The organism is Pseudomonas sp. BIGb0164 (genome assembly GCF_024810135.1).
GTDB lineage: Bacteria > Pseudomonadota > Gammaproteobacteria > Pseudomonadales > Pseudomonadaceae > Aquipseudomonas.
Genome location: NZ_JANUEA010000002.1, coordinates 85,875 through 107,428, shown reverse-complemented (window position 1 = coordinate 107,428; position 21,554 = coordinate 85,875). Strand labels below are relative to the sequence as shown.

General features: G+C 61.6%; 17 protein-coding genes. 10 read left to right on the top strand and 7 right to left on the bottom strand.

Annotated elements, in window-relative coordinates; all coding sequences use genetic code 11:
- Positions 1-83 precede the first annotated feature (83 nt).
- From M2394_RS04440 to pcaC, 9 genes are all read left to right on the top strand, one after another.
- The gene (locus M2394_RS04440) at positions 84-941 is read left to right on the top strand and encodes a CoA transferase subunit A (RefSeq protein WP_178925693.1); all 858 of its coding nucleotides are present in this window, start codon (positions 84-86) and stop codon (positions 939-941) included.
- A complete protein-coding gene (locus tag M2394_RS04435) occupies positions 941-1,720 on the top strand; it encodes a CoA-transferase subunit beta (protein WP_178925692.1) in 780 nt (259 codons plus the stop codon). The genes M2394_RS04440 and M2394_RS04435 overlap by 1 nt, the downstream gene beginning before the upstream one ends.
- Complete coding sequence (gene pcaF / locus M2394_RS04430) at positions 1,717-2,922, top strand: 3-oxoadipyl-CoA thiolase (protein ID WP_259172022.1); 1,206 nt, start codon at positions 1,717-1,719, stop codon at positions 2,920-2,922. Before M2394_RS04435 ends, pcaF begins: the two co-directional genes overlap by 4 nt.
- Before the next feature lie 17 nt (positions 2,923-2,939).
- Complete coding sequence (gene pcaH, locus M2394_RS04425; RefSeq protein WP_259171770.1) at positions 2,940-3,644, top strand: protocatechuate 3,4-dioxygenase subunit beta; 705 nt, start codon at positions 2,940-2,942, stop codon at positions 3,642-3,644.
- A 1-nt stretch (position 3,645) separates the two neighbouring features.
- Complete coding sequence (gene pcaG / locus M2394_RS04420; protein WP_178925690.1) at positions 3,646-4,212, top strand: protocatechuate 3,4-dioxygenase subunit alpha; 567 nt, start codon at positions 3,646-3,648, stop codon at positions 4,210-4,212.
- Positions 4,213-4,412: 200 nt separating this feature from the next.
- Complete coding sequence (locus tag M2394_RS04415) at positions 4,413-5,708, top strand: MFS family transporter (protein WP_178925689.1); 1,296 nt, start codon at positions 4,413-4,415, stop codon at positions 5,706-5,708.
- A 10-nt stretch (positions 5,709-5,718) separates the two neighbouring features.
- Complete coding sequence (locus tag M2394_RS04410) at positions 5,719-7,074, top strand: 3-carboxy-cis,cis-muconate cycloisomerase (protein WP_259171769.1); 1,356 nt, start codon at positions 5,719-5,721, stop codon at positions 7,072-7,074.
- 10 nt (positions 7,075-7,084) lie between these two features.
- A complete protein-coding gene (gene pcaD / locus M2394_RS04405; RefSeq protein WP_259171768.1) occupies positions 7,085-7,876 on the top strand; it encodes a 3-oxoadipate enol-lactonase in 792 nt (263 codons plus the stop codon).
- 111 nt (positions 7,877-7,987) lie between these two features.
- Positions 7,988-8,383 (top strand): 4-carboxymuconolactone decarboxylase, encoded by a 396-nt coding sequence (gene pcaC, locus M2394_RS04400; RefSeq protein ID WP_259171767.1) that lies wholly within the window; start codon positions 7,988-7,990, stop codon positions 8,381-8,383.
- Between the two features lie 133 nt (positions 8,384-8,516).
- On the opposite strand, the gene M2394_RS04395 is transcribed toward pcaC, so the two are convergent.
- The 3 genes from M2394_RS04395 to M2394_RS04385 all read right to left on the bottom strand — a co-directional run bounded on the left by M2394_RS04395 (position 8,517) and on the right by M2394_RS04385 (position 12,544).
- Positions 8,517-9,401, bottom strand: a complete 885-nt coding sequence (locus M2394_RS04395; protein ID WP_259171766.1) for a polysaccharide deacetylase family protein — start codon at positions 9,399-9,401, stop codon at positions 8,517-8,519.
- Positions 9,402-9,556: 155 nt separating this feature from the next.
- Positions 9,557-10,882 (bottom strand): M91 family zinc metallopeptidase, encoded by a 1,326-nt coding sequence (locus M2394_RS04390; RefSeq protein WP_259171765.1) that lies wholly within the window; start codon positions 10,880-10,882, stop codon positions 9,557-9,559.
- A gap of 411 nt (positions 10,883-11,293) precedes the next feature.
- Positions 11,294-12,544: an OprD family porin gene (locus M2394_RS04385; RefSeq protein ID WP_259171764.1), complete on the bottom strand. Its 1,251-nt coding sequence runs from the start codon at positions 12,542-12,544 to the stop codon at positions 11,294-11,296.
- A 284-nt stretch (positions 12,545-12,828) separates the two neighbouring features.
- Between M2394_RS04385 and M2394_RS04380 the strand changes: the two genes are divergently transcribed.
- Complete coding sequence (locus M2394_RS04380; RefSeq protein ID WP_178925682.1) at positions 12,829-13,308, top strand: hypothetical protein; 480 nt, start codon at positions 12,829-12,831, stop codon at positions 13,306-13,308.
- A gap of 61 nt (positions 13,309-13,369) precedes the next feature.
- On the opposite strand, the gene M2394_RS04375 is transcribed toward M2394_RS04380, so the two are convergent.
- The 4 genes from M2394_RS04375 to M2394_RS04360 all read right to left on the bottom strand — a co-directional run bounded on the left by M2394_RS04375 (position 13,370) and on the right by M2394_RS04360 (position 21,554).
- Positions 13,370-14,980 carry a J domain-containing protein gene (locus M2394_RS04375; protein ID WP_259171763.1) on the bottom strand — a complete coding sequence of 537 codons (1,611 nt, stop codon included), beginning with the start codon at positions 14,978-14,980 and terminating at the stop codon, positions 13,370-13,372.
- Between the two features lie 11 nt (positions 14,981-14,991).
- On the bottom strand, positions 14,992-16,689 hold the full coding sequence (locus tag M2394_RS04370; RefSeq protein WP_259171762.1) for a molecular chaperone HscC: 1,698 nt from the start codon (positions 16,687-16,689) through the stop codon (positions 14,992-14,994).
- Positions 16,690-16,938: 249 nt separating this feature from the next.
- On the bottom strand, positions 16,939-18,396 hold the full coding sequence (adeC, locus tag M2394_RS04365) for an AdeC/AdeK/OprM family multidrug efflux complex outer membrane factor (RefSeq protein WP_176994778.1): 1,458 nt from the start codon (positions 18,394-18,396) through the stop codon (positions 16,939-16,941).
- Entirely contained in the window at positions 18,393-21,554 is a 3,162-nt protein-coding gene (locus M2394_RS04360; RefSeq protein WP_178925679.1) for an efflux RND transporter permease subunit, read from the bottom strand. Before M2394_RS04360 ends, adeC begins: the two co-directional genes overlap by 4 nt.

Sequence of the window (21,554 nt, the reverse complement as noted above, 5' to 3'; positions counted from 1 at the left end):
TGGGCCATTTCCCCGGCTTAATCTTCAAGCACTCCGGCGCCACCTCAGCGCCTTTTTCGATCCACACCGGGAGCCCGAACCCCATGGCTGAAATTCTTGCGCTGCGCGACGCGGTGAAGCGATTCGTGAACGACGGCGATACCGTCGCACTGGAAGGCTTCACCCACCTGATCCCTACGGCAGCGGGTCATGAAATCATTCGTCAGGGCAAGAAAGACCTGACACTGGTACGTATGACGCCTGACTTGATCTACGACCAACTGATCGGTGCCGGTTGCGCAAAAAAGCTGATTTTCTCCTGGGGCGGTAACCCAGGTGTGGGCTCCTTGCACCGCCTGCGTGACGCAGTCGAGAAACAATGGCCGCAGCCGTTGGAGATTGAAGAACACAGCCATGCCGACCTGGCCAACGCCTACGTCGCCGGGGCATCCGGCCTGCCCTTCGCGGTGCTGCGTGCCTACGCCGGTTCCGACCTGCCCAAGGTCAACCCGCTGATCAAGACCGTGACCTGCCCCTTCACCGGCGAAGTGCTGGCGGCGGTGCCGTCGGTCCGTCCGGATGTCACCGTGATCCATGCGCAAAAGGCCGACCGCAAGGGCAACGTGCTGCTCTGGGGCATCCTGGGTGTGCAGAAAGAAGCGGCCCTGGCGGCCAAGCGTTGCATCGTCACCGTCGAGGAAATCGTCGATGACCTCAACGCCCCCATGAACAGCTGCGTGCTGCCGACCTGGGCCCTGACAGCGGTGTGCCATGTACCCGGTGGCGCGCATCCGTCCTACGCCCATGGCTACAACGAGCGTGATAACCGCTTCTACCAGGCGTGGGATCCGATTGCCCGCGACCGTGGGACCTTTACCGCCTGGATCGACGAATACATCCACGGCACTGCCGACTTCACCGAATTCCAGGCCAAGCTGGCCACCGCGCAGGAGGCCAAGTAATGGCTTACTCCACCAATGAAATGATGACCGTCGCCGCCGCGCGCCGCCTCAAGAATGGCTCTGTCTGCTTTGTCGGCATTGGCCTGCCGTCGAAGGCGGCCAACCTGGCGCGCCTGACTTCGTCGCCGGACGTGGTGCTGATCTACGAGTCCGGCCCGATTGGCGCCAAACCTTCGGTACTGCCGCTGTCCATCGGTGACGGCGAACTGGCAGAAACCGCCGACACCGTGGTGCCGACCGGCGAGATCTTCCGCTACTGGCTGCAAGGCGGGCGCATTGACGTGGGCTTCCTCGGCGCGGCCCAGGTCGACCGCTTCGGCAATATCAACACCACCGTGGTCGGTGACTATCACCAGCCCAAAGTGCGCCTGCCGGGTGCCGGTGGCGCGCCGGAGATCGCCGGTTCGGCCAAGAGCGTGTTGATCATCCTCAAGCAGTCGGCCCGTTCGTTTGTCGACAAGCTGGACTTCATCACGTCCGTGGGCCACGGCGAGGGCGGCGATTCGCGCAAGCGCCTGGGCCTGCCGGGCGCTGGGCCCGTGGGAATCATTACCGACCTGTGCATCATGGAACCCGAAGCCGGCACCCATGAATTTGTCGTCACCGCCTTGCACCCTGGCGTGACCCGCGAGCAAGTGGTTGCCGCTACGGGCTGGCCGATCCGGTTTGCCCCGCAAGTGAGCACTACCGACGAACCCACCGAAATCGAATTGACGGCCTTGCGTGACCTCGAAGCCCGCACCGCCGCCGCCCATGGCCAAGCGCCGGGAGAAGCCTGATGCGCGACGTATTTATCTGTGATGCCATTCGTACCCCCATCGGCCGTTTTGGCGGTGGCCTGTCCACCGTGCGCGCCGATGACCTGGCGGCGCTGCCGATCAAGGCACTGATCGAGCGCAATCCGTCGGTGGACTGGAGCGCGGTCGATGAAGTATTCCTCGGCTGCGCCAACCAGGCCGGCGAAGACAACCGCAACGTGGCGCGCATGGCGCTGTTGCTGGCGGGCTTGCCGGAGAGCATTCCCGGCGTGACGCTCAACCGTTTGTGCGCCTCGGGGATGGACGCCATTGGCACCGCTTTCCGCGCCATTGCCAGCGGCGAAATGGAACTGGCGATTGCCGGTGGCGTCGAGTCGATGTCCCGCGCCCCGTTCGTGATGGGCAAGGCCGACGCGGCGTTCTCGCGCAATATGAAGCTGGAAGACACCACCATCGGCTGGCGTTTTATCAACCCGCTGATGAAGGCCCAATACGGTGTGGATGCGATGCCGCAGACCGCCGATAACGTTGCCGATGACTACAGCGTGTCCCGTGCCGACCAGGACGCGTTTGCCTTGCGCAGCCAGCAACGCACCGCTGCCGCCCAGGCTGCCGGTTTCTTCGCCGAGGAAATCGTACCGGTACGCATCGCCCATAAAAAAGGCGAGACCGTGGTGGAGCACGATGAGCCCCCCCGCGCCGACACCACCCTGGAAGCCCTGGCCAAACTCAAGCCCGTCAACGGCCCGGACAAAACCGTGACCGCCGGTAATGCCTCGGGAGTGAACGACGGCGCGGCGGCGCTGATTCTGGCCTCCGCCGAAGCCGTCAAGAAACATGGCCTGACCGCGCGCGCCCGGGTACTGGGCATGGCCAGCGCTGGCGTGGCGCCACGGGTAATGGGCATCGGCCCGGTGCCTGCGGTGCGCAAGCTGGTGGAGCGCCTGGGTTTGGCGGTCACCGATTTTGACGTGATCGAACTCAACGAAGCCTTCGCCAGCCAAGGCCTGGCGGTGTTGCGCGAGCTGGGCATTGCCGACGACGCGCCGCAGGTCAACCCGAATGGCGGTGCCATTGCCCTCGGTCACCCGCTGGGCATGAGCGGCGCGCGGTTGGTACTGACAGCCCTGCATCAGCTGGAAAAAACCGGCGGCAGCAAAGGCCTGGCAACCATGTGTGTGGGCGTCGGCCAAGGCCTGGCGCTGGCGATTGAACGCGTCTAATAAGAGAGGATTGCTCCATGAGTGACAAGCCCGGTTACCGGCGCCCGCAAGCGGGCACTCAACCTGATTACCTGCACCCGGCCTATCAGTCGACGAACCTGCGTTCGCCGTCTCAGCCGTTGGTGTTCCTGCCCCATTCGTTGTCGGAAATCACCGGCCCGACCCTCGGTGCCGAGCGGGTCAATGAGAAGGACAATGACCTCACCGCCCAGCATGACGGCGAGCCGCAAGGCGAGCGCATCATCATCCACGGCCGCGTGCTGGATGAAAACGGTTTGCCGGTGCCGGGCATCCTCGTGGAAATCTGGCAGGCCAACGCGGCCGGCCGCTACAACCACAAGCGCGACCTGCACGACGCGCCCCTGGACCCGAACTTCACCGGCACCGGGCGTACCGTCACCGATGCCGACGGCTGGTACCAGTTCCAGACCATCAAGCCCGGCGCCTACCCCTGGGGCAACCACCACAACGCGTGGCGCCCGGCGCATATCCACTTTTCGCTGTTCGGCCCTAGCGTGCTGACGCGCCTGGTCACGCAGATGTATTTCCCCGGCGACCCGCTGCTGGAATACGACCCGATCTACAACTGCGTGCCGGACACTTCGGCCAAGGAGCGCCTGATCGCGCGCTTCGACTTGGAAAAAACCATTCCTTCCTATGCCCTCGGCTACCGCTGGGACATCGTCCTGCGCGGCCGCGACGCCACGCCGATGGAGAAATGAGATGACACTCAACGCGACCACGTCCCACACCGTCGGGCCGTATTACCACATCGGCCTGACCTGGCTGAACCGTGAAGACTTGACCACCGCCGCCACCCTCGGCGAACGCGTGGCAATCAGCGGGCAAGTGGTGGATGGCAACGGTGATGTCGTCAACGACGCCATGCTCGAAGTCTGGCAGGCCAACGCCGCCGGCAAGTACGACCACCCGGAAGATGAACAAGACAAGGCCGTCGACCCGCACTTCGAAGGCTTCGGCCGGGTGCCGGTGGATGGGGAAGGGCGGTTTCGCTTTACCACCATCAAGCCTGGCGCCGTACCGGGGTTAAAGGGCACGACTCAAGCGCCGCACTTGGTGGTGCTGGTGTTCGCCCGTGGGTTGGTGAAGCACCTGCTCACGCGGATCTATTTCGACGGTGAAGCGTTGAATGGGGATGACCCGCTGTTGGCCTGTGTGCCGGCAGAGCGGCGTGGCACCTTGATTGCCAAGCCTGATGCAGAGGGTGTGCATCAGTGGAATGTGATTTTGCAGGGTACCGATAAGGAAACGGTGTTCTTCGATTATTGAGATGGCCTTGAGGACGCTATCGCAGGCAAGCCAGCTCCCACATTTGATCGAGTTCCAACTCTGGAATGCAGTCAACTGTGGGAGCCGGCTTGCCGGCGATGAGGCCCGCTCAGGCAACTCCTATCCAAAAGTCTTCTTGCGGAACATGGTTGTTGCAAAGTATGTCTAGGCTATAACCGTTCCCACTGAGTGAAAAAAACATGACAACAACAACGAGTCACTACACCGGAGAAGAACGCAGCAAACGGATTTTTGCGATTGTCGGTGCTTCCTCCGGCAACCTTGTCGAATGGTTCGACTTCTACGTCTACGCCTTCTGCGCCATCTATTTCGCCCCGGCGTTTTTCCCCTCGGATGACCCGACGGTGCAGCTGCTCAACACCGCCGGTGTGTTCGCCGCCGGCTTCCTGATGCGCCCCATCGGCGGCTGGTTGTTTGGCCGGGTAGCCGACAAGCACGGGCGTAAGAACTCGATGATGATCTCGGTGCTGATGATGTGCGCCGGTTCCCTGGTCATCGCCTTCCTGCCGACCTACAAAGACATTGGCGCCTGGGCTCCGGCCTTGCTGCTGGTGGCGCGCCTGTTCCAGGGCCTGTCGGTGGGGGGTGAATACGGCACCACCGCGACCTATATGAGTGAAGTCGCGCTCAAGGGCCAGCGCGGCTTCTTCGCCTCGTTCCAGTACGTGACCCTGATCGGTGGGCAACTGCTGGCGGTGCTGGTGGTGGTGATCCTGCAACAAATCCTCACCGAGGAAGAGCTGCGCGCCTGGGGCTGGCGGATTCCGTTCGTGATCGGCGCCATTGCGGCGGTGATCTCCCTGTTGCTGCGTCGTACCCTCAAGGAAACCACCAGCAAGGAAACGCGCCAGGACAAAGACGCCGGCAGCATGGCGGCGCTGTTCCGTAACCACAAAGCGGCGTTCATCACCGTGCTGGGCTACACCGCAGGCGGTTCGCTGATTTTTTACACCTTTACCACCTACATGCAAAAGTACCTGGTGAACACCGCCGGCATGCACGCCAAGACCGCCAGCTACATCATGACCGGCGCGCTGTTCGTGTACATGTGCATGCAGCCGCTGTTCGGCATGCTCTCGGACAAGATCGGCCGTCGTAACTCCATGCTCTGGTTCGGCGCCCTCGGCACCCTGTGCACCGTGCCGATCCTGCTGACCCTGAAAACCGTCACCAGCCCGATCCTGGCGTTTGTGTTGATCTCCCTGGCGCTGGCCATCGTGAGTTTCTACACCTCGATCAGCGGCCTGGTGAAAGCCGAGATGTTCCCGCCGCATGTGCGCGCTTTGGGGGTTGGCCTGGCTTATGCCGTGGCCAACGCGATCTTCGGTGGTTCGGCGGAATACGTGGCCCTGGGCCTCAAATCCATGGGCATGGAAAACACCTTCTACTGGTACGTCACCGGCATGATGGCGGTGGCCTTCCTGTTCAGCCTGCGCCTGCCGAAGCAGGCGGAGTACCTGCACCACGATTTGTAAGGGACGCGTTATGACTGTGCGCACGAGCAATCAATTGTTCGACGCTTACTTCACGGCGGGCAGCATGGCCGAGGTGTTCTGCGACCGGGGACGCTTGCAGGGCATGCTGGATTTTGAAGCGGCGCTGGCCCGGGCCGAGGCCCAGGTGGGGGTGATTCCCCAGGCCGCCGTCGCACCGATTGCCCAGGCGTGCCTGGCTTCGTTGTACGACGTGGATGCCCTGGGTGTGGCGATTGCCACGGCGGGCAACTCGGCAATTCCGCTGGTGAAGGCGCTGGGCAAGTTGATCGCCAGTGAAGATGCCGGCGCCGAGCGCTATGTGCACCTGGGCGCTACCAGCCAGGACGTGATGGACACCGGCCTGGTGCTGCAACTGCGTCAGGCCGTGGCTCTGATCGAAACCGACCTGGCGCGCCTGGGCGACATCCTGGCGGCCCAGGCCCAGCGTTATGCCGACGTGCCATTGGCGGGGCGCACCTGGTTGCAGCACGCAACGCCCGTCACCCTGGGGATGAAAATCGCCGGGTGGCTGGGGGCGGTGACTCGCAGTCGGCAGCGTCTTGCCCAATTGAAACCGCGCCTGCTGGTGCTGCAATTTGGCGGCGCGTCCGGCACGTTGGCGGCGCTGGGGGAACAGGCGATGCCCGTGGCCGAGGCCTTGGCCGCCCACCTGCAACTGAGCTTGCCCGAGCAGCCCTGGCACACCCAGCGTGATCGCCTGGTGGAATTCGCCAGCGTGCTCGGGCTGATTGCCGGCAGCCTCGGCAAACTGGGCCGCGATATCAGCCTGCTGATGCAGACCGAAGCGGCCGAGGTGTTCGAGCCTTCTGCGCCGGGCAAGGGCGGTTCGTCGACCATGCCGCACAAACGTAACCCGGTGGGCGCCGCTGTGCTGATCAGCGCCGCCACCCGTGTGCCGGGGCTGGTGTCGACGATGTTCAGCGCCATGCCCCAGGAGCACGAGCGCAGCCTGGGCCTGTGGCATGCCGAATGGGACACCCTGCCGCAGATTTGCCTCTTGGTCTCCGGTGCGTTGCAACAGGCGCTGCTGGTGAGCGAAGGGCTGGAGGTCGACGCTGAGCGCATGGGCAAAAACCTCGACCTGACCCAGGGCCTGGTGCTGGCCGAAGCCGTCAGCATCGTGCTCGCCCAGCGCCTGGGCCGGGAAACCGCGCACCACTTGCTGGAGCAGTGCTGCAAGCGGGCCGTCGCCGAAGGCCGCCACTTGCGTGCGGTGCTGGCGGACGAAGCACAGATCACCGCCGAACTGTCCGTAGACGAACTCGACCGCCTGCTCGACCCGGCCCACTACCTGGGCCAGGCCCGTACCTGGGTCACCCGCGCCGTGACCGAACACTTTGCTTGAGGAGACCACCGTGGCCTTTGTACAACTCGCCGAGGGCGAACTGCATTATCAACTGGATGGCCCCGAGGGGGCACCGGTGTTGGTGCTGTCCAACTCCCTGGGCACTGATCTGCATATGTGGGACATCCAGATTCCGGCCTTCACCGAGCATTTCCGTGTGCTGCGTTTTGATACCCGTGGCCACGGTAAATCCCTGGTCACCGAAGGCCCTTACAGCATCGAGCAACTGGGGCACGACGTGATCGCGCTGCTGGATGCGCTGGATATTCAGCGTGCGCATTTTTGCGGCCTGTCCATGGGCGGTTTGATTGGCCAATGGCTGGGGATTAACGCGGGCGATCGCTTGAACCGCCTGGTGGTGTGCAACACCGCCGCCAAGATCGGCACGCCCGAAGTGTGGAACCCACGCATTGAAATGGTACTGCGCGATGGCGCGGCGGCCATGGTCGCCCTGCGTGATGCATCGATTGCGCGCTGGTTTACCGCTGATTTTGCGGCGGCCAATCCGGACCAGGCCAAGCAGATCACCGACATGCTGGCGGCCACCTCGCCCGAAGGCTACGCCGCGAACTGCGCGGCGGTGCGGGATGCGGATTTCCGTGAAAAACTGGCGTCGATCCAGGTGCCGACCCTGGTGATTGCCGGCACTGAAGATGCCGTCACACCACCTGCCGGCAGCCACTTTATCCAGGCCCATGTGCGAGGCGCCGAGTACGCCGAGTTCCCTGCGGCGCACCTGTCCAACGTCCAGGCCGGCGCCGCGTTCAGCACGCGCGTCCTGGCATTTCTGTCAGCCCAATAATGGAGTGAGCGGGCTTGCCCCGCGCGGCGGTGTATCAGGTTGATTTGAAGTGCCTGGCACACCGCGGCGCGGGGCAAGCCCGCTCACTACAGGTGTAGAGGAGTACTTTTTTTGGACGAGAAACAACGTTATGCCGAGGGCCTGCAAGTGCGCCGCGAAGTGCTGGGCGATGCCCATGTCGACCGCAGCCTCAATGCCCTGACCGAGTTCAACAGCGAGTTCCAGGCAATGATCACCCGCCACGCCTGGGGCGACATCTGGACCCGCCCCGGCTTGTCGCGGCACACCCGCAGCCTGATCACCATCGCCATGCTGATCGGCATGAACCGCAGTGAAGAACTCAAACTGCACCTGCGCGCCGCCGCGAGCAACGGCGTGACCCGCGCTGAGATCAAGGAAGTGCTGATGCAGAGCGCGATCTACTGCGGGATTCCGGCGGCGAACGCGACGTTTCACCTGGCTGAGTCGGTGTGGGATGAGCTGGGCGTAGAGTCCCGCGAAGCCTGAATTGAAATGCGGTCAACTGTGGGAGCGGGCTTGCTCGCGAATACGGTGGGTCAGTGACACAGATGTCGACTGAAAGGCCGCATTCGCGAGCAAGCCCGCTCCCACAGTTTGATCTTCACACAGGTTGCACAGATCAGCGTGAATCGGCATCCCACACCCAATTCCACACGCCGGGCAGGTGCACCGGCTCATTCACGTCCTTGACCGTGCGCGCCAGCGCCGCTCGCTGAAGCTGGGCCGTGTCGGTATAGAACGGCTCGGCCGCCGTCTTCATGCCATTGATCCGCGCGCTGTCCAGCAGGATCTGCAGGTATTCCTGCATATGCCGTGCGGTGTAGCGGTTGATGTCGTGGAACGTCACCACCACCGGGATCACCCCGTCCACCGTTGGCAGCTCGCTCAGGGCAATGTGCTCACGCAATACCGACAGTTGCCGGTACAGGTTGGCGCGGCGGCGCGGGCTGCCGTTGAAGCCCCAGATCTTGCCATCGTTGGCGCTCAGGTCGGTCAGCAACACGTGCATACCGTGGCGTTGGTAAGCGGCGAAGGTGCGCTTGTCGTAGTTCCAGAAGGGCGGGCGCACCAGATTGGGCGGGCTGCCAGTGATCGCGGCAATGTCCGCCGCACCCTGGGTGAGGGTGCTTTCCAGCTCGGCATCATTCAGCCAACGGTGATTGGTGTGAAACGCCGTCGCCGTGTGGAAGGCCAGGATGTGCCCGGCGGCGTATTCACGCTCCATGGTCTTGTGACCGCGCGGGTTGCCGCCGGAGCGTGAGGCTTCGGTCTGCAGGAAAAACACCGCCTTGATGCCCGGCAGTATCGGGTTGTTCGCCAGGTCAGCCACCACCGAGCGGCTCGGGTTGTTGTAGCCCGACGCGCTGGGGCCGTCATCGAAGGTCAGCAGAAAACGGATCGGTGCCTGGGCTTGCAGGCGTTGCTCGGTCTGCGGCGTCAGGGCGATGGGCGCACCGATGCAGCCGCTGAGCAGCATCGACAGAATGACAATGAGGTAGTTCATGGCAGCCTGGGCTAAGAGGTGGTCATCCGTGTCGTTGAGATCCCTGTGCCGGGCGAAGGGCGTGTGCACGATACAGCATGAGAGTGCCAGGCATTACCGAAAATACAGTGCAGGCGTGAGGATGACGGGCTGGTATGCCAACCCGCCTCAATAGGTCAGCTATACCCTGTTCGTATTGTCCTGCCCATTTCCTTATTCAACGTATTCTCGGTGAACGGCTCTGGATTGGTTGTGGTGGGCGGCGTAGAGGGGTCGTTATCGAAGTCGAAGGGCGCTGTTTCAGTCGGTAGACCTATGGCCTGCAGTTCGGCGTTGGCTGGGCCTAAGCGGCTGGGGTTGTCGGCTGGCGGGGCACTTAAACCTGGCAGGAATGTTCCGTTAGCACCGTTCCAGGCATGCACCATCTCATGGTAGAACTGGATAATAGGCGACGTGTTCTGGGTACTTTGTTCGATATGGGTCGGGTTAAAGTAGATCGTAGCGCTGTTCGCCACGGACCCCGGCTTACCATCCTTGATAGCCCCCTTCCTTGGGTCGCTCCGTTTGATGTCCGCCCGTTCCTCTTCGTTCAGTGCATCCAGCTCGGTATTTGAGAATGTGTAAGTAGTGGCGTACTTATCGTCCTGCTCAATATTGACCGGCGCTCCATTGCGCTCGGCCGCCTGATCCATAGCCTCAAGCATTTCTTTCCCGGCGGGCGAGGCACGGAGTAGTTCCAAGTCGTCTTCAACCCGTTGCTTGAACGCGTCCGAACCCTTGATGTTGAAAGCTTTGCGACCTGCGTCGTTCGGATTGACTGTTGTGACGGTCGATTTTCCGGCATTGATCAGGCGATCTCCGTCGGTGGCATAGATGCGCGCTTTTCGGAAGTTGGCCCACACAGTGTCGCGCCCCTTTCCTGTGTAGACAATGTTGTTGTCATAAGGGACCAGTACGTCGTTTCCGAGGCCACCGTTCAGTACTGCAGTGCCATCGCCCCCGTGCAATTGGTCGTCGTCTTCACCGCCATCCAGATGAGTTGTCTTATCGGAAGGGCCGGAGCCGGCATACATACGATCCTTGCCTTTGTTGCCGTACATAACCGAAGGCCCGGTGCCGGCAATCATGGTGTCATCACCCTCGTTGCCTTCGGCATAACCCGCGCCGCTGCCAAGTCGAATGTGGTCGTTGCCGCGGCCTCCATAAACTTCAGTGGTTCCGCCTCCGGCTTGAACGGTGTCATCGCCATCGCCTGCGTCGATTTTCACTTCAGTGGTGACATTGGGGTCAATCGTTATATTGTCGTTGCCGCCTCCGGATTTGATCTGAAGATTGAAGAAAGGCTTTGGCTGATTCTGGGACGAAGAATCAGGGGCGCCGTCAGACGGGGCGAAGGTGTAAACCCGGCCATTCACATTGACGCTCAGTTGCCCATCTGGACGTTGACTGACATGAATATTGTCCGAAGCGTCACCCGTTTCAAGTATCAGCGTGTTTCCCATGACTACAGGTTTTTCGGGGCTTCAGCATATTCGAGGGTCTTGCGGCTGGCTCGCAGATTACCGTCATCCAGCAATACCTGTGTCTTTGGGCGTATGCGGGGATTGTCGAAGGGGTGTTTAGACGCTGCAGTATCCGTGGATGGGGCTGACGGCGGTGGGGGTGTCAATTGAGGTTGTTGTTGAGTGATTGAGTTCATCGGGAGGCCACCTGTTGTTATCCTTTGTTGTTTGTCCTAGCCAGCGCATGCGGCGGCCAGGATGCCTATCAGTGGATATTTTGCAGGTGACAGTTCCCTCTACCCTTGACGATAGGTACTACAGCAATCTCTTAAGAGTTCTCCGTTGTACCTATCCGAAAGGGCGCGTATATGGGTATCAAAGATGCGGTGCGATCGTTCGATACCCGCCGGTTCACAGCAAACTGATCGGGTAACTGACGATCAACCGGTTTTCATCGAACTCATTGTTGCTGTAGTCGCGGCGCATGCTCGAATTGCGCCAGCGTACGTTGAGGTCGCGCAGTGGCCCGCTTTGCACGGTGTAACCCAGTTCACTCTCGCGGCCCCATTCCTTGCCATCGGTGACGGTGCCGGTGTGTACGTTGCTGCCGCTGATGTAGCGGTTCATCAGGGTCAGCCCCGGCACGCCGAGGGTGACGAAGTTGAAGTCGTGGCGCACTTGCCAGGATTTTTCCTGGGCATTGTCGTAGCTGGCGTTGTAGCTGTCGTTGGCCAGGGTGCCGCCGCTGGTGCCGTTGACGCGCATCCAGGCGCTGTTGCCGGTGAGTCGTTGCAGGCCGACGTAGAAGGTGTTGCCACCGTAGCGCGCCGAGAACAGGCCGGACCAGGTCTTGTTGTCCAGTTCCCCGGCGCGGGCGCTGCCGTCGTCCTTGCCGTAGAAGAAGCCGAGGTTGGCGCCCAGGGTCCAGTCGCCCACGGGTTGGCTGTGGGTCAGGTTGAGGTATTGCTGGCTGTAGATGTCCTTGAGCTGGGCATTCCACAGGCCGACCTGGGTGCGTTTGTCGTTGAACGCGTATTCCAGGCCCTGGAAGTTGAAGCGGTCGGAGGTGAAGGCGGTTTTACCGAACATCGACATATCGCTCATGCTGCTGTCGTCACGCGGGCTGTTGGCGCGGAACTGGCCGCCGTACAGCGTCAGGCCGCTGATTTCCTTCGAGGTGATCTGCCCGCCGCGCAGGGTTTGCGGCAGGGAGCGGCCATCGTCGGAGCGCAGGATCGGCAGCACCGGCATCCACTCGCCGACCTTCACTTCGGTCTTGGAAATGCGCGCCTTGAACGCCACGCCCAGGCGCCCGAATTCATCGGCGGGCCGACCGTCGTGGTCCAGCGGCAGCAACTGCGTACCGCCCGTGCCGCGCCCGCCGTCTAGCTTGAGCGAGTACAAGCCGAGTACGTCCACGCCGAAACCCACGGTGCCCTGGGTGAAGCCGGACTTGGCGTCGAGGATGAAACTCTGCGTCCACTCCTGCGCGCCGCCCTGGGCCTTGGTCGGGTTGGTGTAATTGCGGTTGAAGAAGAAATTGCGCAGGTTGAGGTTGGCGCTGGCGTCTTCGAGAAAGCCGTGTTCTTCGGCGACGACGGGTAGGGTAACGCACGCGACAGCGGTCGCCAGCACGAACTGGCGCGGGTGGAGAATGCTCATGGTGTAGGACCTGTTGTTATTGGGGTTATGCAGGTGCCGGCCATGGTGCGTGGGAGGGCGGAGGGGGTTCAATTGGGCAAATTTGTTTCTGGGCGGTGATCGAACGAAATTGATCTAATAGGTCTTTGTCATAAGTTATTTGTTTATAACTTGAATTTAAGTCCAGTTTTTTAACTTTGAATGAGGGGGTTGAATCGTCAACCTGTTAGATTTGACAGTTGCCGATCCGAAATCCGCAGCTATAGTGTCAGTGCTGACTCAATGTTAAATGTGAGGGTGCTGATATGGATAAGTCTCTGGGGTCTGGAAGTGAGTTTGGTGAGGGTAAGGTAGTCCCTGTTTTTTGTGAGTTTGTTATCACGAAGGATGGCGAAGGTTACGATGTGCGTCATTGGGATGATGTCTATTACATTCAGTATCCCAACTCCGACTTTTTCATCCGATGCAGACCGCCAGAAGGTGGGCCCTTCGAGAGCCTCGAATTCCGCGGGAATCCACTCAAGTCCTATACGTCATACCGGATTTCGGGTGAGGTGCAAGAAGGGCAGGTAGGTGTGAATTTTGTATTGCCCGAGTTTGCGGCAGGCGGTCACTCAGATCCTGAGGGAACATTTAAAGTAGGCCAAATCAATGGCGAGGGATTAGGTGCTTGGTTTATTGGTGAGTTTGAGTTCTCAGTTGTGCATTTTTTGTCTGAAAGCAAAGAAGTAAAATATTCAATAAAAAGCTCGGCGTTTCAAGTTCAAGTAAATCAGGTCGCTTAAATGTTTTGTACTTAAATAAAAGCTCGCACTTGATGAAAGCATCATGGACGAGCTTTAACTGCTAACGCGGTAGTGTTAGATGAGTCCAGGGAACCGCCGGCAAGTAATGCTGGGCCGCAACAATCGCGCTCACCATCACCACCAGGAACACCACCTGCAGCGGGCTCCAGAACGCCCAGTGCAAACCGTTCAGCCACGGGTAGCCGTGGCTGAACGCCTGGCTGATGTGGCCGATGCGTTTTTTATGCAGCAGGTTGATCAGCACCATGCCGGCGTAGGTGATCATGCCCAGTACGCCGAGCATCAGCCCGCAAGCTAGCAGCATGACGGCCTGCGGCACGCCGTGACGTATCACCAGCCAATAACTGTTGGGGTTGAACCGCTTGGGCACCAGGCGCTCGGTCAGCCACAGGTCCGGGACCTTGAAGGTCGAACTCATGCCCGCCCACAGCTGTGTGACGCGAAAGCCAATACCGGCGGGTACGAACGCCATCATCATGAAGATCACGATCGACATCAGGTTCATGCGATCGGGTTTGTCGTGGGCGATGCTCAGGCCGAGGCCCAATGCAAAGACGGCCCACAGTCGGATAAACACCTGGGTGTAGATCGGCCGAGGGACAAATCTGCGCCAGAAAAACAGGTCGTCTTGCGGCACGCGTTCAGCCAGTTGCGGGTAGCGCCAGGTCAGTGTTTCGGCCAGGTGCTGGCACGCGTTCCACTCGTTTTCGCCGAACTGGTCGATGATGCGTTTGTGTTGGGTGGCCGACATCGGTGTGAGCAACAGCCGCGCCGCCAGCGCATCCGGGGACGTACGCCGAGGGTCCTGGGCCTTCTCTTGGAGGTTGGCGAAGAAGCTTTCCTGCTCGCAGCGCGAGACCAGCTGGCGCCACATCCACGCGGGTTCCGGGAACACGCCTTTCTGGTCGTCCCAGCCGAACGCCTGGCACACCCGCTCGAACAGCGGCACGCTCCATTGGGTGTCGTAGAGCAGTTGCAGGACGATGCGTTGCCACTGTTGCTGCAGGTCGAACACGCGCAGCCAGGGCTGGGTGTTGTACTGCGTGAGTTGGGTGATGAATTCGCGTTCGGCCTTTTGCTCCAGCAGCTCCTGCAAAGTAAGGCGGTAGTCCTGCAGCAGTTCGGCACTCAGGGCCTCGTGCTGCCAGGGCGTCATGCTCACCTGTTGCCAGGGCGTCAGCCATTCCAGGTGCTGCACCGCCCAACGGGCGATGGCGCTGCGCTCGCCTGGCGCGTCGAAGCAGTGGCGCAACAGACCGTCTTGAAAGGCGTCGGCGCACCCTTGAAGTTGGGCGTGGGCCCAGCGTTCATCGAGGTTGTGCACGTTGAGGCCGGCGAGTAGGGCTTGGGCCGGGCTCGGTGCTGGGGCGTCGAACGGCGCAGGGCTGAGCGGGCGCACGTCCATCAGTTCGGCCAGGTCGTTGAGGTTGGCGTAGGCCGGTTCGGCGACAGGCGCGTGAACGGTCTCCTCGGCCTCGTCGTCCGTGCGCCAGCGTGCTTCATTCAACGCTTCTTCGTAGGCTTCGCGCAGGCGCTGGAAACCTTCGGGATCATCGTCCGGCCGGCAGCCCTTGAGCAGGCGCGCGTAGGTGCGCTTGATCGTGCGCTCGTCGGCATCGTCTGCCAGTTGCAACACTGTCCAACAATCCATGTTGTTTTCCCTTAGCGCCAGAACCCGTTGTCGAGGTGTTCAAGTTGGCGGGTGAGTTCGCTGCGGGCCTCGCGGATACGGCGCTCATCCTGGGTGTCGAGTACTTGCTGGAACTGCGCCGCCCAGTGGCCGAGCTGCTCGCGCACCTCGCCGAGGCTTTCCTGGTAGAGACGTTCGAGGCGGGCGACCAGCACGGTGTTGACCTGTTGGTCGCGCGGGTGAACCTTCAACTGCGCCAGGGCTTGCAGGCGTTGCTGGATTTCCTCCGGGCTCAACACGCCAGGGTTGTTCTCGATGACCAGTGAGTGTTGCTCGCCGGTCAGCGGGATCTTTACCTGGGCTTCCAGCAAGCCGTTGTTGTCGTAGGTGAAACGCACGTCCAGCGAGACTTCGCCGGCCTTGCGCTTGGGCACCGCGATGTCCAGTTGGCCGAGTTCGATGTTGTCTTTGACCAGGCGGCTTTCGCCTTGGAAGATCTTGAGCAGCACCTGGCTCTGGTTGTCATGCAGGGTCACGACCGTCTTGACCCGGCTCACCGGCACGCTGCTGTTACGTTCGATCAACGGCAGGTAGTGGCCGCTTTCGATATGGCCGCCGTACTGGTTCGAGGTCTCGATGCCCAGGGTGTAGGGGCAGACGTCGGTGAGCACCACCTCTTCAAGAGCCGCCGAGCGGGCTTTCAGCGCCGCCTGAATCGCCGCGCCGTGGGCGACGACCTGATCCGGGTCGAGGCTGATGGACGGGAAGCGCCCGAACAGGCCGGCGGCGAGCTTGCGCACCAGCGGCATGCGCGTGGTGCCGCCGACCAGCAGGATCTCATCGAGGTCGCCGACACGGATCCGCGCATCACGCAGGGCGCGTTCGATCGGGGCGCGCAGGCGTTCCAGCAGGGGCGTGTAGAGCTTGGCGAGTTCCTGCTGGGTGATGGTCTTGACCCATTGCTGGCCGTCGACGCGCAGGCTGAACTCGGCGCTGTCGTCCTGGCCCAGGGCCTTGCGTACGCGCTCGGCTTCGCGGCGCAGGGCTTGCAGCACGCTGCGGGTGGGCGGGAAGCCTGGGGCGTTGCGCTGGCTGTCGACGAAGTGTTCCAGCAGCAGGGTGTCGAAATCTTCACCGCCAAGGAAGTTGTCGCCGGCGCTGGCACGCACTTCCATCACGCCGTCGAACAGCTCGATGATCGACACGTCGAAGGTGCCGCCGCCCAGGTCGAAGACCAGGAACGAGGTTTCCTTGTCACGCTGGTGCAGGCCGTAGGCCAAGGCGGCGGCGGTGGGTTCGTTGATCAGTTTTTCAACGTTGAGCCCCGCCAACTCACCGGCGATGCGCGTGGCCTTGCGTTGGCCGTCGCTGAAGTAGGCGGGCACGCTGATCACGGCGTCGGTGACGGTCTGGCCGTAGGTGCGCTCGATGTCTTCCTTGAGGCTTTTGAGCACCAGCGCCGAGAGTTCTTCGGGGCGGAACGAGCGGTCGCCCAGGCGCACTTCAGTGGCGCTGCCCATGTAGCGCTTGAACAGCGAGGTGGTCAGGTGCGGGTGGGTGTGCAGGCGTTCCTTGGCGGCTTGGCCGACCAGGACGCGGCCTTGATCATCCAGGCCGACCACACTGGGGGTCAGCAGCTGGCCAAGGGCATTGGGCACCATTTCGGCGGCATCGCCGCGCCAGACGGCGGCCAGGCTGTTGGTCGTCCCCAGGTCGATTCCTACGATCATTACGACAAGCTCCCTCTGTGGTCTGTAAGAATCTGTTACCAATTTTACCCTGAAGGGTTGGGCGAAAAGCAAGGCAACAACGCAACGCCGATCACCTGTAGGAGCCGGCTTGCCGGCGATAGCGGTGTGTCAGGTAGTGTTGTTCACAGGGAAAGACCGCCATCGCTGGCAAGCCAGCTCCTACAGAGAGCGGCGGGCATAAAAAAACCGCTTCCGGTGAGGGAAGCGGTTTGGTGTACAGCGCTGCTATCAGAACAACTTCAACGGCGGCGCTTCTTCTTTCAGCGGCTCGTTCTTGGCCGTCTGCTCGTTCCAGCCACCGCCGAGGGCCTTGTACAGGTTAACCTCGCTGGTGAGCTGCGCCAGGCGGTCGGTGATCAGCGATTGCTGGGCACTGAACAGTTGGCGCTGGGCGTCGAGGAACGTCAGGTTACTGTCGACACCAATGCGGTAGCGACGCTCGGCCAGGCGGTAGTAATCCTGGTTGGCCGCGACGAAGCCACGTTGGGCATCCAGCTGCTGCTTGTAGGTCTCACGCGCGGCGAGGCCGTCGGAGACTTCCTGGAAGCCGGTCTGGATGGCCTTCTCGTAGTTGGCCACGTTGATCTCTTTCTGGATCTTCGAGTAGTCCAGGCTTGCGCGCAGGCTACCGGCGTTGAAGATCGGGATGTTGATCTGCGGGGCGAACGACCAGGTACCCGAACCGCCTTTGAACAGGCCGCCCAGGGTCGGGCTGGCGGTGCCGGCGCTGGCCGTCAGGCTGATACTCGGGAAGAACGCTGCCCGGGCTGCACCGATGTTGGCGTTGGCGGCCTTGAGGTTGTACTCGGCCTGCACGATGTCGGGACGACGTTGCAGCAGGTCCGAAGGCAACCCGGCGGGCACTTCGCTGAGCAGGTCATCCGCCAGCGGCTTGCTGGTGATGTTGGCCGGCAAGCCGGTGCCCAGCAGCAGGGTCAGGCTGTTTTCGTCCTGGGCCACCTGGCGCGTATAACGTGCCAGTTGCACGCGGGCGTTTTCCACCGAGGTGCGCGCCTGGCTGAGGTCGAGGGCCGAGGCCACGCCGACTTCATTGCTGCGCGAGGTCAGCTTGTAGCTCTGCTCGAACGCGCCCAGGGTGTCCTGGGTGAGCTTGAGCAGCTCTTTGTCGGCCTGCCAGGTCAGGTAGGCGTTGGCCACGCTGGCCACCAGGCTGATCTGGGTGCTGCGCCGTGCTTCTTCAGTGGCGAAGTACTTCTGCAGGGCTTCTTCGCTCAGGCTGCGCACGCGACCGAACAGGTCCAGCTCATAGGAGCTGATACCCAGGCCGGCCGAGTATTGGCTGCTGATGGTCGATTCGCCGGTCTGCGACAGCTTGGCCGGGGTACGCGAACGGCTGCCGCTGCCCGTGGCCGAGACGGCCGGGAACAGATCGGCGCGCTGGATCTGGTACTGCGCGGCGTAGGCATCGATGTTCAGGGCCGCGACACGCAGGTCGCGGTTGTTCACCAGTGCGGTCTGGATCAGCTGTTGCAGGGCAGGGTCATGGAAAAACTGCTTCCAGCCTTGCTCCGCCGCGGCCTGGCTCGGCGCCTGGGCCGACGAATACGCCGGCCCCTGCGGGAACTGGGCGGCCACCGGCGCCTCAGGGCGCTGATAGTCAGGTATCAGCGAGCAGCCACTGAGCACGAATGCGGTGACGGCTAAGGAGAGTAGCGACTTGCTCATTGGCCAGCCTCTTTAGGAGTTTCAGTAGTGTCTTTCTTTTTACGTTCGCCAGCCGAGGACACGGTTGCATAGAACAGTGGCACCCAGAAGATCGCCAGCACGGTGGCGGTGATCATACCGCCAATCACGCCCGTACCGATGGCGTGCTGGCTGCCTGAACCGGCACCCGTGGAAATCGCCAGGGGCAGTACGCCGAGCATGAACGCCATGGAGGTCATGATGATCGGACGCAGACGCATGCGGGACGCCTCGATGGCCGCCTCGACGATGCCCTTGCCTTGTTCATGCAGCTCCTTGGCGAACTCGACGATAAGGATGGCGTTTTTCGCCGCCAGGCCCACCGTCACCAACAAGCCCACCTGGAAGAACACGTCGTTGGACAGGCCGCGCAGGCTGGTGGCGATCAATGCACCGATCACACCCAGTGGCACCACCAGGATCACCGCGATCGGGATCGACCAGCTTTCATACAGGGCCGCAAGGCACAGGAACACCACCAGCAGCGACAGCGCGTACAACGCCGGAGCCTGGGAGCCGGACAGGCGCTCTTCGTACGACAGGCCGGTCCAGGCGTAACCCACGCCGGCTGGCAAGTCTTTGGCGATACGCTCGACTTCCGCCATCGCGTCACCGGTACTGTAGCCCGGTGCCGGAGTACCGAGGATTTCCATCGCCGCTACACCGTTGTAACGCGAGAGCTTCGGCGAGCCGTAGATCCACTTGCCCGACGAGATGGCCGACAACGGCACCATCTTCCCGGAGTTGCTGCGCACGTACCATTTGTCCAGGTCTTCCGGGGACATACGGCTGGCGGCGTCACCCTGCACGTACACCTTCTTCACACGACCACGGTCGATGAAGTCGTTGACGTAGCTGCCACCCAGGGCAATCGCCAGGGTCTGCTGGATGTCCGACAGGCTGATGCCCTGGGCGCTGGCTTTTTCGTCGTCAACGGTGAGTTCGTATTGCGGCTCATCGTTCACGCCGTTGGGGCGCACGCCCGCCAGGACCTTGCTTTGCGCTGCGGCACCGAGGAACTGGTTACGTGCAGCCATCAGCTTCTCGTGGCCGACGCCACCCTGGTCTTGCAGGAACACGTCGAAACCGGTGGCGTTACCCAGCTCCAGAACCGAAGGCGGCACGATGGCAAAGACCATAGCGTCCTTGAAAGCCCCGAAGAAGTAACCCTGGGCACGCTTGGCCACTTCAAATACCGACTGGGTGGCATCACGCTCGCCCCACGGCTTGAGCATCACGAACGCAAGGCCCGAGCTCTGGCCACGGCCGGCGAAGTTGAAGCCGTTCACGGTGAACACCGACTTAACCGCTTTGCCTTCGCCAGGCTCGCCTTCCTTGTCGTTGAGCAGGAAGGCGCGCATGTCGTCGATGACCTTCTGCGTGCGCTCAGCCGACGAACCGACCGGCGTCTGCACTTGGGCAAAGATCACGCCCTGGTCTTCCTCGGGCAGGAACGCGCTCGGAATACGGGTGAACATCCAGATCATGCCGGCCAGGATCAACGCGTACACCAGGAACGCCGGGATCTTGTGCTTGATCATGTTGCCGACGCCACGCTCGTATTTCAGGACGCCGCTGTCGAAGGTACGGTTGAACCAGCCGAAGAAACCGCGCTTGGGTTGGCCGTGTTTTTCCGGGTCGATGTCCTTGAGCATGGTGGCGCACAAGGCGGGAGTGAAGATCAGGGCAACCAGTACCGACAACGCCATCGCCGACACAATGGTGATGGAGAACTGCCGGTAGATCACACCCGTGGAACCGCCGAAGAAGGCCATCGGCAGCAGTACCGCCGACAGTACCAGGGCAATACCCACCAGGGCGCCCTGGATCTGGCCCATGGATTTGATCGTCGCCTCTTTAGGCGACAAATGCTCCTCGGCCATCACCCGCTCGACGTTTTCCACCACAACGATGGCGTCGTCCACCAGCAAGCCGATGGCCAGGATCATGCCGAACATGGTCAGGGTGTTGATGGTGAAGCCAAAGGCCGCGAGGATCCCGAACGTACCCAGCAATACCACCGGAACGGTCATGGTGGTGATGATGGTGGCGCGGAAGTTCTGCAGGAACAGGAACATCACCAGGAACACCAGCACGATCGCTTCGACCAGGGTGTCAACCACACCGGAGATCGATTCGGTCACCACAGGCGTGGTGTCATACGGCACCACGGCCTTCATGCCTGGCGGGAAGAACGGTTCCAAAGAGGCCACGGTGGCGCGGATAGCCTTGCCGGTGTCCAGGGCGTTAGCGCCTGCTGCCAGCTTGATCGCCATGCCGGAAGCCGGCTTGCCGTTGAACTGTGCACTGATGCTGTAGTTCTGGCCGCCCAGCTCGATCCGGGCAACATCGCCCAGTCGAACCTGCGAGCCGTCGGCATTGACCTTCATCAGGATCTTGCCGAACGCTTCAGCGGTTTGCAGGCGGGTCTTGCCGATGATGGTGGCGTTCAGTTGGGTGCCGGGCAGGGCAGGCAGGCCGCCGAGTTGACCGGTGGCCACCTGGACGTTCTGGGCCGCGATGGCGTTGCTGACATCCACCGGCGTGAGCTGGTAGTTGTTCAACTTGGCCGGGTCGAGCCAGATGCGCATGGCGTACTGCGAACCGAACACCTGGAAGTCACCCACACCTGCGGTACGGGAAATCGGGTCCTGGATGTTGGACACGATGTAGTTGGACAGGTCGTCCTTGGTCATGCTGCCGTCTTCCGACACCAGACCGATCACCATCAGGAAGTTCTTCACCGACTTGGTCACGCGGATACCCTGCTGCTGCACTTCTTGCGGCAGCAGTGGGGTCGCCAGGTTCAGCTTGTTCTGCACCTGAACCTGGGCGATGTCCGGGTTGGTACCCTGGTTGAACGTCGCGGTGATGGTCATGCTGCCGTCGGAGTTACTGTCCGAGGCCACGTAACGCAGGTTGTCGATACCGTTGAGCTGTTGCTCGATCACCTGCACCACGGTGTCCTGCACGGTTTGTGCAGAGGCACCCGGGTAGGTCACCTGGATATCAATGGCAGTTGGCGCGATGGCCGGGTACTGGTTGATGGGCAACTTCAGGATCGACAGTGCCCCGACCAGCATGATCACCAGGGCAATTACCCAGGCGAAAATGGGACGGTCGATAAAAAATTTAGACAT